The organism is Verrucosispora sp. ts21 (assembly GCF_002879555.1).
Taxonomy (GTDB): Bacteria; Actinomycetota; Actinomycetes; order Mycobacteriales; family Micromonosporaceae; genus Micromonospora; species Micromonospora gifhornensis.
This window is the reverse complement of sequence record NZ_PNOZ01000021.1, coordinates 32,192-45,428: the sequence shown is the minus strand read 5'-3', so window position 1 is coordinate 45,428 and position 13,237 is coordinate 32,192. Positions and strand designations below refer to the sequence as shown.

General features: G+C 72.7%; 12 protein-coding genes and 2 pseudogenes. 9 read left to right on the top strand and 5 right to left on the bottom strand.

Features of this window, described 5'->3' with window-relative positions; translation table 11 throughout:
• Nucleotides 1-24 precede the first annotated feature (24 nt).
• Nucleotides 25-546, top strand: coding sequence for a DinB family protein (locus tag C1A38_RS11695; protein WP_102657869.1), 522 nt, complete (start codon nt 25-27; stop codon nt 544-546).
• 77 nt (nt 547-623) lie between these two features.
• On the opposite strand, the gene C1A38_RS11690 is transcribed toward C1A38_RS11695, so the two are convergent.
• Nucleotides 624-1,493 (bottom strand): carbohydrate kinase family protein, encoded by an 870-nt coding sequence (locus C1A38_RS11690; protein ID WP_102657868.1) that lies wholly within the window; start codon nt 1,491-1,493, stop codon nt 624-626.
• A 115-nt stretch (nt 1,494-1,608) separates the two neighbouring features.
• Here C1A38_RS11690 and C1A38_RS32590 point away from each other — a divergent pair.
• The 3 genes and pseudogenes from C1A38_RS32590 to C1A38_RS11680 all read left to right on the top strand — a co-directional run.
• A pseudogene (locus C1A38_RS32590) lies at nt 1,609-2,067 on the top strand (ATP-dependent helicase); the annotation flags it as partial.
• A 342-nt stretch (nt 2,068-2,409) separates the two neighbouring features.
• A pseudogene (locus C1A38_RS11685) lies at nt 2,410-4,878 on the top strand (DEAD/DEAH box helicase); the annotation flags it as partial.
• Nucleotides 4,875-5,759: an SWIM zinc finger family protein gene (locus C1A38_RS11680; RefSeq protein WP_102657867.1), complete on the top strand. Its 885-nt coding sequence runs from the start codon at nt 4,875-4,877 to the stop codon at nt 5,757-5,759. The pseudogene C1A38_RS11685 and the gene C1A38_RS11680, both read left to right, overlap by 4 nt.
• A gap of 41 nt (nt 5,760-5,800) precedes the next feature.
• Here C1A38_RS11680 and C1A38_RS11675 read toward each other — a convergent pair whose 3' ends face one another.
• From C1A38_RS11675 to C1A38_RS11665, 3 genes are all read right to left on the bottom strand, one after another.
• A complete protein-coding gene (locus C1A38_RS11675; protein ID WP_102657866.1) occupies nt 5,801-6,058 on the bottom strand; it encodes a DUF3040 domain-containing protein in 258 nt (85 codons plus the stop codon).
• Between the two features lie 229 nt (nt 6,059-6,287).
• Nucleotides 6,288-6,467 carry a hypothetical protein gene (locus tag C1A38_RS11670; protein ID WP_102657865.1) on the bottom strand — a complete coding sequence of 60 codons (180 nt, stop codon included), beginning with the start codon at nt 6,465-6,467 and terminating at the stop codon, nt 6,288-6,290.
• A 139-nt stretch (nt 6,468-6,606) separates the two neighbouring features.
• Nucleotides 6,607-7,278 carry a bifunctional DNA primase/polymerase gene (locus tag C1A38_RS11665; protein WP_102657864.1) on the bottom strand — a complete coding sequence of 224 codons (672 nt, stop codon included), beginning with the start codon at nt 7,276-7,278 and terminating at the stop codon, nt 6,607-6,609.
• A 246-nt stretch (nt 7,279-7,524) separates the two neighbouring features.
• Between C1A38_RS11665 and C1A38_RS11660 the strand changes: the two genes are divergently transcribed.
• From C1A38_RS11660 to C1A38_RS11640, 5 genes are all read left to right on the top strand, one after another.
• Nucleotides 7,525-8,754, top strand: a complete 1,230-nt coding sequence (locus C1A38_RS11660) for a helix-turn-helix domain-containing protein (RefSeq protein ID WP_102657863.1) — start codon at nt 7,525-7,527, stop codon at nt 8,752-8,754.
• 16 nt (nt 8,755-8,770) lie between these two features.
• Nucleotides 8,771-9,343, top strand: coding sequence for a flavoprotein (locus tag C1A38_RS11655; RefSeq protein ID WP_102657862.1), 573 nt, complete (start codon nt 8,771-8,773; stop codon nt 9,341-9,343).
• 126 nt (nt 9,344-9,469) lie between these two features.
• Nucleotides 9,470-10,372 carry a Nif3-like dinuclear metal center hexameric protein gene (locus tag C1A38_RS11650; RefSeq protein WP_102657861.1) on the top strand — a complete coding sequence of 301 codons (903 nt, stop codon included), beginning with the start codon at nt 9,470-9,472 and terminating at the stop codon, nt 10,370-10,372.
• Nucleotides 10,362-11,099, top strand: coding sequence for a zinc ribbon domain-containing protein (locus C1A38_RS11645; protein WP_102657860.1), 738 nt, complete (start codon nt 10,362-10,364; stop codon nt 11,097-11,099). The genes C1A38_RS11650 and C1A38_RS11645 overlap by 11 nt, the downstream gene beginning before the upstream one ends.
• A gap of 3 nt (nt 11,100-11,102) precedes the next feature.
• On the top strand, nt 11,103-12,314 hold the full coding sequence (locus C1A38_RS11640) for a bifunctional RNase H/acid phosphatase (RefSeq protein ID WP_102657859.1): 1,212 nt from the start codon (nt 11,103-11,105) through the stop codon (nt 12,312-12,314).
• 130 nt (nt 12,315-12,444) lie between these two features.
• On the opposite strand, the gene C1A38_RS11635 is transcribed toward C1A38_RS11640, so the two are convergent.
• Nucleotides 12,445-13,206, bottom strand: coding sequence for a sulfite exporter TauE/SafE family protein (locus C1A38_RS11635; RefSeq protein ID WP_102657858.1), 762 nt, complete (start codon nt 13,204-13,206; stop codon nt 12,445-12,447).
• Between the last annotated feature and the right edge of the window lie 31 nt (nt 13,207-13,237).

The window sequence follows — 13,237 nt, the reverse complement described above, 5'->3', positions numbered from 1 at the left end:
GGCCGCTCGGGATAACGTCTCGACATGGCGGAGATCGCGATTGACCCGACACTCGGACCGGTGGTCAACCGGACGGCCGGCGAGCGGGAAGTCCTCGAATCCTTCCTGGATTTCCACCGGACCGTCCTGCTGCGCAAGCTGCACGGCCTCACCGACGCCGATGCGGCCCGCCGTCTGGTGCCCTCGGCGACCACCATCGCCGGGCTGGTCAAACACCTCACCGAGATCGAGCGCAACTGGTTCCACATCCTGCTGGAGCCGTCGCCCGGCGAGACGTTCCCCACGACGGACGAGGCGGCGCTGGCCAGCTTCACCCTCGCCGAGGACGACACCGTGGAGCGCCTGGCCGCCGACTACCAACGAGTCTGCGCCCGGTCCCGGGAGATCGTGGCACGCTTCGACCTCGACCACGTCGTGCCACACCCGCAACTCGGCGAGGTGTCGGTGCGCTGGATCCTGGTGCACATGATCGAGGAGACGGCCCGACATGTCGGACACGCCGACATACTCCGAGAGCTCACCGACGGCGCCACCGGCGCCCTCTGACAGCTCGACCTCCAGACCGTCGCGGCAACGGCGCGGCGGCGCGGTCCACGGCGCGGCGGCGCGGGCCAAGGGCGTGGTCAGGGGCGGGGGAGGAGACCGGGTGGGTACTCCATGCCGTCGTGGGTGCAGGCTGCGGCGGCGACCCGGGCCGCGTACCCGGCGGCTTCCGCCCACGTCGCGCCTCGCGAACGGGCGGCGATGATGCCGGCCGCGAAGGCATCCCCGGCACCGTTGGTGTCCACCACAGGGCCGGGCGGCGTGGCTGCCGGAATCCGGGTGACGGCACCGCCGAGGTGCAGATCCGCGCCGTCGGCACCCCACGTCACCAGCACCGGCCGCGGTGCCAGCGCAGCGCCCACCGCCGTCGACCGGTCGCCGAGCGTGACTCCGCTGACCAGCACCAACTCGGCGATCTCGGCGAACGGGCGATGGTACGGATGCTGCCCGTCCCAGTCGTGCAGGTCGGTGGAGCTGCCCACGCCCTCGCTCAGCATGTCGTCGAGCGCGGGCAGCAGGTCCCGTACCCAATTCATGATCGAAAGGTGGACGTGCGTGGCCTGCTCGACCAGTGTCGCCACCTGTGCCACCGGGAAGGGTGCGGTCCCGTCGGCGGGGCGGGGGTCGTACAGCGACATCCGCCGTCCGGCGGGATCGACAAGGTTGACAGAGCGGCGGGTGCCGGCCGGCGTCTCGGCCAGCACGGCGTGCACCCCGGTGCGGGACAGCGCGGCCCGCACCACGTCGCCGGCCGGGTCCGTGCCGAGCGTGTCGACCACCGTCACCCGTAGCCCGAGGGCGTGCGCGGCGAGCGCCACGCCGGCACCGGTGTTGCCGATCCGCAGTTCGATCGGCTCCACGGTGACGGAGTCGACCACCGGCAGGGGCAGTGCGGGCACCCGGACCCGGACGTCCACGCCGAGGCCGCCGAGCACCAGCAGGTCGCACATGGCGCCGACGGTAGCGGGCCGGGTGCGCCTATCCTGACCCGGGTGTTAAGCGGGGGCCCCTGCTCTACCGGAGGCGTTAACAAGGGGCCCTTCCTTTCAACAAGGTGGGGTGCGGGTGCTTGTCGTTCATGGGGCGTGGCTGCCGGGTCGGGGGCTCGCGGTCTGGGGTGAGGACAGCACCCTGCCGCCGCGCGCCGCGCGCCGTCGCGGCCGGGCACCCCGGGAACGCCCGCATCCCTTCGCCGCTGCGCACGCCACGCTTGCTGCCGCACTGGCCGAGGTGGCCGAACCGACGGACCTCGGCACCGCGCTGCTCCGCCTGCCCACCCGCGCCGGATCCCCGGTCGACTCGCCGGAGCTGGTCCGGACCGCCGTCGTGGAACCGGTCCGCGGCCCGGTCACCCTGGCCGGCTGGCGGGTGCCCATCCTCGCGTACGCCCCGGACGCGGCCCTGCCGTTGCTGCGTACCCTCGACGGGCTGACCGCCGTGCCCGGCGCGACGCTGCGGCACCTGGCGGAACTGGCCACCTTCGCCGCCGACCTGGCCACCCGGGGTCGGGTCCTGCCCGGCCTGGCCACGCCGCCGGCTCGTCCGGACGCATCCGGTGCGGTCGTCGCCGCGCCCCGCAGAGCCGCACGCGGCTTGACGTCCCGCGCCCGGCTGCCCCGCGTCGGCACGCGCGGCATGGCCGGTCGGGGGAGCGGGGTCGAAGCCCGTGCGGTGTGGCGACCGCTGCTCACCGGGACCGACGCGGCCTGGGCTCGGGCGTTGGCGCTGGCCCTGCCACCGGCCGCCCGCGCGGTGGCCGAGGCCGACCTGCCCGCGACACCGACCGGGACCGCCGTACCCACCGGGCCGGCTTCGGACGCCGACGGTGCGGCCGGGCCGGCTTCGGACGCCGAGGGTGCGGCCGGGGCGGGGGTGCTGGTGGGTGATGCGCTCGACGCGCTCACCGACGCGGCGGTGCGGGCGGCGCTGCCGCAAACCACCTTGGCGCGCGGGGTACGCCGCGACGGGGCGGTGGCGGCCTGGCTCGGTGCGCTCACCGGGCCACAGCGCGGGTTCACCGCCGAACCGGCGGCGCTGGATGTCCTGCGTGACGAGCTGGAAGCCTGGCAGCGGGACGCGGCCGGCGGGACGGTACGGGCCAGCTTCCGGCTCGTCGAACCACCCGACGACGAGATCGAGACCCCGCTGACCGTGGTACCGGCCGACCCGGACGCCATCGTGGCGACCGAGGGGACGTGGCGGGTGGAGTTCGGGCTCCGCGCCGCCGACGAGTCCGGTCTGCACGTCGACGCCGGGCAGGTGTGGTGGGGTACGGCCGTACCCACGCTGGACAGCCCGCAGGAGACGCTGCTGGCGGAGCTGGGCCGGGCCAGCCGGCTCTGGCCGGAGCTGGACTCGGCGTTGCGGACCGCGACGCCGGAGGCGCTGGAACTGGACGCCGAGGGTGCCCACCGGTTCCTGCGCGAAGGTGCCCCGCTGCTGCACGCGGCGGGCTTCACCGTGCTGCTGCCGTCGTGGTGGCAGCGGCCGTCGGCGCGGCTCGGCGCGCGGCTGCGGGCCGGTTCCCGCACCGCCCCCGGCACGGTCGCCGCCGCCGGTGAGCGGGTCGGGCTGGACGCGCTTGTCGACTACCGGTGGGAAATCGCCCTGGGTGACCAGCCGCTGACCGCCGAGGAGTTGGCCCGCCTCGCCGAGCTGAAGACGCCGCTGGTGCGGCTGCGCGGCCACTGGGTCGAGCTGGACCCGAAGCGGCTCGCCGCCGGCCTGCGGCTGTTGCGGTCCACCGGCGAGCTGACCGTCGCCGATCTGCTCCGGCTGGGGCTCGCCGACGCCGAGCAGCCGGATGCGCTGCCGGTGCTGGAGGTGAGCGCCGACGGGGCGTTGGGCGATCTGCTCGCCGGGTCGGTGGAGCGGCGGCTCGCCCCGTTGACCGAGCCGCCGTCGTTCGCCGGCACCCTGCGGCCGTACCAGCGGCGTGGTCTGGCCTGGTTGACGTTCCTCCAGTCGCTCGGGCTGGGCGGGGTGCTCGCCGACGACATGGGGCTGGGCAAGACAGTGCAGCTGCTGGCGTTGTTCGCGGCCGACCCGCCGCAGGCCGGGCCGACCCTGCTGGTGTGTCCGATGTCGCTGGTCGGCAACTGGCAGCGGGAGGCCGCCCGGTTCACCCCCGAGCTGCGGGTGCACGTGCACCACGGCGCGCAGCGGGCCCGGGGCACCGAGTTCCGCGACGCCGTACGGGCTGCGGATCTGGTCCTCACCACGTACCCGACGGCGGCCCGGGACGCGGCGGACCTGGCCGGTGTCGACTGGCACCGGGTGGTGCTCGACGAGGCGCAGGCGGTGAAGAACGCCGCCACCCGGCAGGCCGAGGCGGTCCGCGCGCTACCCGCCCGGCACCGGATCGCGGTCACCGGTACGCCGGTGGAGAACCGGCTGGCCGACCTGTGGTCCATCATGCAGTTCGCCAACCCTGGACTGCTCGGCCCGGCCGCGACATTCCGCAAGCGCTTCGCCGAGCCGATCGAACGGCACGGCGACACCGACACCGCCGAGCGGCTGCGCCGGATCACCGGCCCGTTCGTGCTGCGCCGACTCAAGACCGACTCGTCGATCATCTCGGATCTGCCGGAGAAGCTGGAGATGGAGGTCGTCTGCAACCTGACCGCCGAGCAGGCGGCGCTCTACCAGGTGGTGGTCGACGACATGATGGCCCGGATCGAGGCCAGCGAGGGCATCGAGCGGCGCGGCCTGGTGCTTGCCACCATGACCCGGCTCAAGCAGGTCTGCAACCATCCCGCCCAGTTGCTGCGCGACGGGTCGGCGCTGGCCGGGCGCTCCGGCAAGCTGGCCCGGTTGGAGGAGATCCTCGACGAGGTCCTCGCGGCGGGAGAGAAGGCCCTGCTGTTCACCCAGTACGCGGAGTTCGGCGGGATGCTGCGCGGCCACCTGTCGGCCCGCTTCGGCCGGGAGGTGCTGTTCCTGCACGGCGGCCTCGGCAAGGCCGACCGGGACGAGATGGTGACCCGGTTCCAGTCCGACGACGGCCCGGCCCTGTTCGTGCTCTCCCTCAAGGCCGGCGGTACCGGGTTGACCCTGACCGCCGCCAACCACGTGGTGCACGTGGACAGGTGGTGGAACCCGGCGGTGGAGGACCAGGCCACCGACCGGGCGTTCCGCATCGGTCAGCGCCGCCGCGTGCAGGTCCGCAAGTTCGTCTGCGCCGGCACGGTGGAGGAGAAGGTCGCCGCGCTGATCGCCGACAAACGCAGTCTGGCCGCGTCGGTCGTCGGCACCGGCGAGCAGTGGGTCACGGAGCTGTCCACCACCCAGCTGCGCGAGTTGTTCAGCCTGGAGGCCGGGGCGGTGGCGCAGTGACCAGCCCGACCGGTACCGGTGGGCGGGGCCGCTTCGCCGACTACGGGCGGCCCCGCCGGGTCGACGGCGGGTTGCGGGCCCGCAGCAGCCGAGGCGCCATCGGGGTGTCCTGGTGGTCGCGGCGGTTCCTGGAGGTGCTGGAGTCGTTCGCGCTCGGCACCCGGTTGACCCGTGGCCGCGCGTACGCCCGAGCCGGTCAGGTGGTACGCCTCGACATCGCCCCGGGCACGGTGAGCGCGACGGTGCAGGGCTCCCGCCCCCGGCCGTACCAGGTCCACATCGCACTTGCGGTGTTCCCGGAGCAGTTGTGGACGCGGATCGAGGCGGAGCTGGCCGGGCAGGCGTTCTTCAGCGCCCGGCTGCTCGCCGGTGATCTGCCGGCCGAGCTGGAGGAGCTGTTCACCGCTGTCGGTGCACCGCTGTTCCCGGCCACCGTGACGGAGTTGCAGCAACGCTGCTCATGCCCGGACTCCGCGGTCCCCTGCAAACACCTCGCCGCCACCTTCTACCTGCTCGCCGAGGCGTTCGACGCGGATCCGTTCGCCCTGCTGCACTGGCGTGGCCGAAGCCGCGACGCCCTGCTCGACCGGCTCCGCGAGCTACGTGGCACCGGCACCAAACCGAGCAGCACAGGCACCCTCGGAACCGTTCGGCCTGCGGCGGCGGGTGCGGCGCGAGCCCTCACCGATCTGCCCGTCGCCCCGTTGGCGGAGACGGTCGACCGGTTCTGGCTGCCGCCAGTGCCCCTGCCGGATCGCCCGCCGAGTCTGGCGAGCCGTCCGGATCTGCTGTTGCGGCAGCTCGGTGCACCCGCACCGGCGATCGGTGGACCGGGTCTTCTGGAGCGCCTGCGTCAGGCGTACCGGCAGCTCGGTGAGTGAGCGGCCGCGGCGTCGACCCGGTCGGGCAGCTTCGACGCTGGTCAGAGCCAGCGTTGCCGGAACCGCCACATGAGTACGGCGTTGGTCAGCAGCACCACGGCGAAGATCGCCCCGGTCAGCCGTCCGAACGCCACGGTCGCGGCCGGCAGGGCCGCCCACAGCAGGATGGTCAACAGCAGTAGCCATCGTGCGCGTCGACCCTTGGCCCGGTTGTCGAGCCGGGCGAAGAACGCCGGGTCGCTCTCTCGGAGATTACGGGTGATCTGCTCAAAACGACGCTGATCCTCTTTGCTGAGCATGTGCCTTCCCCTCACGCGTTCAGCAACGGCGAGGCGGAATACCCCTGGGGTCACGGCTCACGCGCTTCTCCTGCTGCTTCTTTCGACAGCAGGACGGGGCGAGCGGCCGACGGTGCATACGGGTGCCGATGTCGTCGCACAGTTCCGGTCGACCGAGAAGGATGCTGCGTACCCGAACCCGTCCGATAGCGCCGCGAGTCCCTTTTCGCGCCCGACGACCCCAGCTGCGTCAGGCGAGGCTCAGCAGCCAGACCGCGTCCAGCACACGGACCGGGTCAGAGCCAGCGGGTCGGGCGGTGGGTGGTTGCCGGGCGTGAACCGAGCGGGCGGGGCCGACCGGGGCGTGCACCCGGTGGGCGGGTGGCGGCCCACCGGCGGCCAGGACGGTGCCGCCGTGGTGGCTCGGCACCGTTCGGGTGGTGTGTGGTGTCGTCCGTGGACATCGCCGATCCCCGCTCCCGGCGCCGGGCTGCGCCGTCGTACTGCTCAACGACCGCGTGCGGTCCGGCGTCGCTGTCCGCACGACCGGCACGCGCGGGGAGTCGTGCTCACCTGCCTCGACGGGGCAACGGCAGGTGGCCGGGCACCAGCGCCGGCACCAGGGTGACCCCGGTGGCCCGGAGCGCGTCGATCAGGGTGTTCTGGACCAGGTAGGAGTCCGGCAGCTGCCAGCGCGCCTGCTCCGGCGCCACCATCCAGCGGACCGGACCTTCGGGTAACCGGGTGGGCGGTGCCGCGATCCACGAGCCGGGACCGTGCCGTACCACCTGGAGACAGTGCTCCAACTCGGGGCGCAGCGGATCGCCGGGGCGTACCAGGAACATCCACCGCCCGGTCGGTGTGACAAGGACCGGACCGCGGACGCCGAGGCCGGCGGGATGGGCGCGGACCGCGTCCAGCACGCGGCGGCCCAGGTCCGCGGCGACCTCCAGCACGTCGAAGGAACGCCCGGTGGGCAGCAGTACGCCGTGCGGCCGGGACCGCCACCAGTTCGCCACCCGGGCCGGGTCGGCACTCGCGGCGTGCTCCCAGTCCTCCAGGGCGGGATGGCAGCCGACGGTCGGGCAGCCGGCCCGACCGCAGACGAAACGGCTCCGGGCCAGGCAGGCACCGGGGGTGACCTCCCAGCCGTGCATCGCGTACCGCACCGCGACCCGGCGTAGTCGTACCCGTTCCAACGGCGACAGATGCGCCACCCGCGGTCCGACGTTCCCCCACATTGGCGCCATCTCCCCTCGCCGGGCCGTCCGGTGCAATTCACATGTTGAGCACCGTCACTGCCTTCGTTCACGATCGTTTGCTCTGACAAAGTGGTTCATGCAACTTGCACGAAAACTATGAGGAATGGCCGTACGGCTGACGCACAACCAGTGCGACCAGCGGAAACCTGAAGACGGACGGTTGACCGCACCCGCGGAACAGACCACGGCCCCTGGCTGCGGCTCCATCTAGGGAGGACTGGCGAGATGGACGAACTACCCATCGGGCGGCGGGTGGCCTACTGGCGAGGGCGACGGAAAATGTCGCAACAGGTCTTCGCCGACCGGTTGGGCAAGTCGAAGAGCTGGGTCGACAAGATCGAACGCGGCGTACGCCGGCTGGACAAGTTCTCCGTCCTCTACGAGATCGCCGACATCCTGCAGATGGATGTGCAGCTGCTGCTCGGCAAGGACCCGGAGCGGCGCGGTGACACGCTCAACTGCATCGAGCAGTTCGAGGTCGAGGAGATCCGGGCGGCGCTGGAGCGGTACGACTCGGTGAGCGCGTACTTCGACGCCGCGCCGTGCCCACCCCCGCTGGCGGACATGAGCAAGGCCGTCACCCACGCCTGGCTGACCTACCAGTACGGCCGCTACGGCATGCTGATCCGGGCACTGCCCAAACTGCTGCGCGACGCCCAGGCCGCCGACGCCGCCTACGGCGGCGATCAGGCGGAGCGCGCCGCCCACCTGCTCGCGCAGGTCTACCAGATCGCCTCCTCGGTGCTGCGCAAACTGGGCGAGGTTGAGCTCGCCTGGCTCGCCGCCGACCGCTCCATCGCGGTCGCCCAACGCGCCGACGATCTGCTGCTCGCCGGGGTCGCCACCACCCGGGTGTGCAACGCCCTGGCGTCGATGGGACGGTCCCGCCCCGCGTTGGAGTTGAACGTCCGGATCGCCAACCGGCTCGCCCCCGGCGGTCAGAACGACACCAGCCCGGAACGGATCTCGGTGTACGGCATGCTGCTGCTGCAAGGCGCCATGGCCGCCGCCCGCATCGGCGACGCCGCCACCGTCGATGACCTGATCTCCGGCGCGTACGCGGCGGCGCAGGAACTCGGCAGTGACCAGAACCACTACTGGACCTCGTTCGGGCCGACGAACGTCGAACTGCACCGGGCGGCCGCCGCCGTCGAGTTGGGCGACGGTGGCCGGGCGGTCGAGGTGCACCAGCTCAAGCTCCAGAACCCGTCCTTCGACGCGCTGCTGCCGGAACGTCGGGCGCATCACCTGCTTGACCTGGCCCGGGGCTACGCCCTGATCGGCGACGTGGCAAACGCGGGTGAGATGTTGCTGCGCGGGGACCGGCTCGCCCCGTCCGAGATCCGCTGCCGGCCGATTGCCCACGAGGTGATGTCCGACGTCCTACGTCGCACACGTGGTGCGCCGCCTTCGCTGATCGCGGAGTTGGCTGAGCACATGGGAGTAGGGGTATGACTTCGGGGCCGGTCTGATGACCGGTTCGCACCGCCACGACGGGCACCGTGAGGTGCTGTACATCATCGCCTGCGGTTCGCCGCTGGCCCGAGACGTGGGTCGGCTCGTCGAGCTGGCCCAGCAGGACGGCTGGGACGTCTGCGTGGTCACCACGCCCGACGGCGCCAAGTTCGTCGACCGTGCCGCGTTGGCCCGCCAGACGGGCCACCCGGTGCGTACGCACTACAAGAACCCGGGTGATCCGGACGTGCTGCCGTCGGCCGACGCCATCGTCGTCTGCCCGGCCACTGTCAACACGGTAAACAAGTGGGCGGCCGGCATCGCCGACACCCTCGCCCTCGGGTTGCTGATCGAGGCGCAGGGCCGGGGCATCCCGCTGGTCGCCGTGCCGTACACAAACGTCGCTATGGCCGCCCACCCGGCCTTCCGGGCGGCGATCGACCGACTGACCGAGTGGGGGGTACGCGTGCTCTTCGGCGACGACGTCCTCCCGCTGCACCCACCCGGAACAGGGGAGCGGTACCAGCACGCCTTCCCCTGGCCACTCGCCCTCACCGCACTGCACGACCACCTCGTCCACACTTCGTGAAAGGAAGGGCCCCTTGTTAACGCCTCCGGTAGAACAAGGGGCCCCTGTTAACAACCGCACCCCGGCCGTCCGGCGGCGGGCGGGTGACGTCCCGCCTCGGCGCTGACGCCGGTAAGCTGGCCCGTCGTGAGCACAACCACAGCCGTGCCGACCGTCGCCGACGTCCTGGCCGAGCTGGAGCGGCGCTACCCGCCGAGCTGGGCCGAGGAGTGGGACCGGGTCGGCCTGGTGCTCGGCGAGCCGGACGCCCAGGTGCGCCGGGTTCTCTGCGTCGTCGACGTGGTCCCCGAGACGGTCGCCGAAGCCCTCGCGGCCGGCGTCGACATGATCGTCGCTCACCATCCGCTGCTGCTGCGTGGCGTCTCCTCGGTCGCGCCGACGACGTACAAGGGCCGGATCATCCACCAACTGATCAAGGCCGACATTGCGCTGTACGTCGCGCACACGAACGCCGACGTGGCCGCCCCCGGCGTCTCCGACGCCCTCGCCGGTCGGCTCGGCCTGACCGACCTGCGCCCCCTGCAACCGGCCCGGCCCGGCACCCCGGCCGCCGGCGAAGGCCGGGGCGTGGGCCGCATCGGCCGGTTGCCCCGACCGATGAGCCTGGCCGAGCTGACCCGGCACGCCACCTCCGTGCTGCCCACCACCGCCGTCGGAGTACGCGCCGCTGGCGCACCGGACCGCATCGTGCGTACCCTCGCCGTCTGCGGTGGGTCCGGGGACAGCTTCCTGGCCGACGCGAGCGCCGCCGGCGTGGACGCCTACCTCACCGCCGACCTGCGCCACCACCCGGCCGGCGAGCATCTCGCCACCGGAGGGCCGGCGCTGCTCGACGCCACCCACTGGGCGACCGAGCGACCCTGGCTGGACGACCTGGCCGCGCTGCTGCGGGGCACGTCGGGCGTCGAGGCCCTGGTGTCCGACCTGGACACCAGCCCGTGGACCGTACACGCAGCCCCACCCTCAACGGGCCGGCCCGCAGTGGCCGAACCCGTAGCGGACGACAAGGAGCCCGACCGTGAAGGCTGACCCCCAGGTCCAGCGCCGCCTGCTCGACCTTCAGGCGATCGACACCGCCCTCGCCCAGCTCGCCCACCGGCGGCGGTCGCTGCCCGAGCGTGCCGAGCTGGAGGCCCTGGCCCGGGAGCTGTCCGCCCTGGAGGACGAGCGGGTCCGCGCCCAGGTCGCGGTCGACGACCTGGACCGCGACATCGCCCGGCTGGAGAAGGACGTCGACCAGGTGCGGGCACGCAAGGCCAAGAACGAGGACCGGCTGGCCGCCGGCACCGGCCCGGCCCGCGAGCTGGAGGCACTGCAACACGAACTGGTCTCGCTCAACCGCCGGCAGGGTGACCTGGAAGACGCCGAACTGGAGCTGATGGAGCAGCGCGAAACCGCCCAGGCGGTGCTTGACGGCGTGGAGCAGCGGCTCGCCGAGGTCCGCGAACGGCGGGCCGCCACCGAGCAGCGGCGCGACGAGAGCCTCGGCGAAATCGGCCGGGAGGAGGAGTTCAAGCACTCGGCCCGCCAGCCGCTCGCCAACGACCTCCCCGCCGACCTGGTGCAGCTCTACGAACGGATCCGCGCCGACACGGGCCTCGGCGCGGCGCTGCTCTACGCCGGCCGCTGCGGCGGTTGCCGACTGGAGCTTTCCGGCGCCGATCTGTCCCGCATCCGCAAGACCGACCCCGACGAGGTGGTCCGCTGCGAGGACTGTCGCCGGATCATGGTCCGCACCAACGAGTCCGGGCTGTAACCGGTGGCACCGCGTACCGTCCTGGTCGAGGCCGACGGCGGCGCCCGGGGCAACCCGGGCCCGGCCGGGTACGGCGCGGTGCTCCGCGACCCGACCACCGGCGAGGTGCTGGCCGAGCGCAGCGCCGCCATCGGCACCGCCACCAACAACGTCGCCGAATACCAGGGCCTGCTCGCCGGCCTGACCGCCGCCGTCGAACTGGGCGCCACCGAGGTCGAGGTCCGGATGGACTCCAAGCTGGTGGTCGAGCAGATGTCCGGCCGCTGGCAGATCAAACACCCTGGGCTGCGTCCGCTCGCCGCCCAGGCCGCCCAACTGGTCGGCCGCATCGGCACGGTCCGGTTCACCTGGATCCCCCGGGACCGCAACACCCACGCCGACGCCCTCGCCAACGCCGCCATGGACGCCGCCGCGACCTCCGGCGTCGCCGTACCCTCCGTCGCGCCGCCGCGCGTGGTCGAGCCGCCCCGCGAACTCGGCGGCCCGCAGCCCGCCGGCGGCGGCGCGGCCACCGTCGCCGCCCACGCCGAGACGCCCGGCGCCGACCTGACCAGCGCGCCGGTCTCCTGGGAGCCCCGGCCCAGCTTCACCGCCACCCGGCTGATCCTGGTCCGCCACGGCGAGACCGAGTACACCGAACAGGGCCGCTACTCCGGCCGCGGCGACGTCGCGCTGTCGGCGAAGGGCCAGGCCCAGGTGCGGGCCACCGCCGCCCGGGTGGCGGCGCTCGCCCCGCAGGCCGCCGCCGTGATCAGCTCACCGTTGTCCCGGTGTACGGCCACCGCCGAGGCGATCGCCGCCGCCATCGGCGACCTGCCGGTACGCCCCGACGACGACCTGATCGAGTGCGACTTCGGCGCCTGGGAGGGCCGCACCTTCGCCGAGGTACGCGAACAATGGGCGGGCGAGTTGGACGCCTGGCTCTCCTCCACCCGCATCGCCCCACCCGACGGCGAATCCTTTACCCAGGTCGCCGAACGCTGCGCCCGGGTGACCGAACGCCTTGTTGCGGCGTACCCCGGCCAGACCGTGGTGGTGGTCTCCCACGTCTCGCCGATCAAGCTGATGCTGCGCGACGCCCTCGCCGCCACCGACGCCTTCCTGCACCGGCTCTACCTCGACGCCGCCGGCATCTCGGTGCTGGACCGCTGGCCCGACGGCGGCATCGCCGTCCGCACCGTCAACGACACCACCCACCTCGCCTCACTGCAGTAAGGAAGGGCACCTTATTAACGCCTAGCGTTGTATAAGGGCCCCCTACTAGCACGTAGCCGCGTGGCGCGAGCAGCGTCGCGGGTGCGGGTGCGGGTGCGGGTGCGGGTGCGGCGTGCCTGGGCGCTGCCGGTCAGCGCAGCGCCCGCCACAGCAGGTACAACCCGATCGTGGTGCCGAAGACCACGATGATCGCCTTCAGCAGCTTCGACGGCAGCCGACGGACCAGCCGGGCGCCCGCGTACCCGCCGACAAGCGTGGCCGGCGCCAGCAGCGCCACCCCGGCCCAGTTCACCGGCCCGGCGAGCGCGAACACGGCCACCGTGGTCAGGCCGATGATCGCGGAGAGCAGGTTCTTGATCGCGCTCACCCGGGCCAACGTGGCGTCCAACACCAGGGCCAACGCGGCGACCAGCATCACCCCGACGGCCGCGCCGAAATAGCCGCCGTACACCGAGGCCAACGCCACCACGACCTGGATCGTCAGACCCCGCCGCCGGGTCGGCACATCACGCGGATGCCCCACCAGCCGCCGCAGCGGATCCTGAAACGCCAGTAGTGCCGTCGCCCCGAGCACCAGAAACGGTACGACCACCTCGAACGCCCGTGGCGGAGTGACAAGCAGCAGCCCCGCACCGACCAGCGCGCCGACGATCGTCGTCGGCACCAGCGTGACCAGCAGCCGCCCCCGAGGCAGATCCATCCAACTGCCCGCCACGGCCGCGCCGTACCCCGGGAACACCGACACCGAGTTGGTCACGTTCGCCGGCACCGGCGGCAACCCCACCGCCAGCAGCGCCGGAAACGTGATCAGCGAACCACCCCCGGCCACCGCGTTGACCGTACCGGCGGCCAGACCGGCCGCGAGCAGCAACGCGGCGTTCGCAAGATCCATACTCGCCGAGGCTAGTCGGCCCGGTCTGCGA

Coding starts and splice junctions, on each gene's coding strand:
- C1A38_RS11675 (WP_102657866.1), bottom strand. CDS start 6,058: ATGCTCAGCAAAGAGGATCAGCGTCGTTTTGAGCAGATCACCCGTAAT.
- C1A38_RS11695 (WP_102657869.1), top strand. CDS start 25: ATGGCGGAGATCGCGATTGACCCGACACTCGGACCGGTGGTCAACCGG.
- C1A38_RS11635 (WP_102657858.1), bottom strand. CDS start 13,206: ATGGATCTTGCGAACGCCGCGTTGCTGCTCGCGGCCGGTCTGGCCGCC.
- C1A38_RS11665 (WP_102657864.1), bottom strand. CDS start 7,278: ATGTGGGGGAACGTCGGACCGCGGGTGGCGCATCTGTCGCCGTTGGAA.
- C1A38_RS11690 (WP_102657868.1), bottom strand. CDS start 1,493: ATGTGCGACCTGCTGGTGCTCGGCGGCCTCGGCGTGGACGTCCGGGTC.
- C1A38_RS11655 (WP_102657862.1), top strand. CDS start 8,771: ATGACCGGTTCGCACCGCCACGACGGGCACCGTGAGGTGCTGTACATC.
- C1A38_RS11660 (WP_102657863.1), top strand. CDS start 7,525: ATGGACGAACTACCCATCGGGCGGCGGGTGGCCTACTGGCGAGGGCGA.